The organism is Pseudoalteromonas sp. Angola-30, from assembly GCF_028599215.1.
GTDB classification, from domain to species: domain Bacteria; phylum Pseudomonadota; class Gammaproteobacteria; order Enterobacterales; family Alteromonadaceae; genus Pseudoalteromonas; species Pseudoalteromonas atlantica.
Window position 1 is genome coordinate 1 of sequence record NZ_JAQREI010000097.1, and the last position, 255, is coordinate 255.

The window sequence follows — 255 nt, forward strand, 5'->3', positions numbered from 1 at the left end:
ACATCGATAAGCCATTCATCATGCCTATCGAAGACGTTTTCTCAATCCAAGGCCGTGGTACAGTAGTAACTGGTCGTGTTGAAGCTGGTATCATCAACGTGAACGACGAAGTTGAAATCGTTGGTATTAAAGAGACTACTAAGTCTACTTGTACTGGTGTTGAAATGTTCCGTAAGCTTCTTGACGAAGGTCGTGCTGGTGAGAACATTGGTGCACTTCTACGTGGTACTAAGCGTGAAGACGTTGAACGTGGTC

The 255-nt window shown here is 44.7% G+C and carries 1 protein-coding gene; it reads left to right on the forward strand.

Going from position 1 to position 255, the window contains the following annotated elements; all coding sequences use genetic code 11:
• A partial coding sequence (locus PSH54_RS20880) for an EF-Tu/IF-2/RF-3 family GTPase (RefSeq protein WP_273607024.1) occupies positions 1-255 on the forward strand: 255 nt, incomplete at both ends.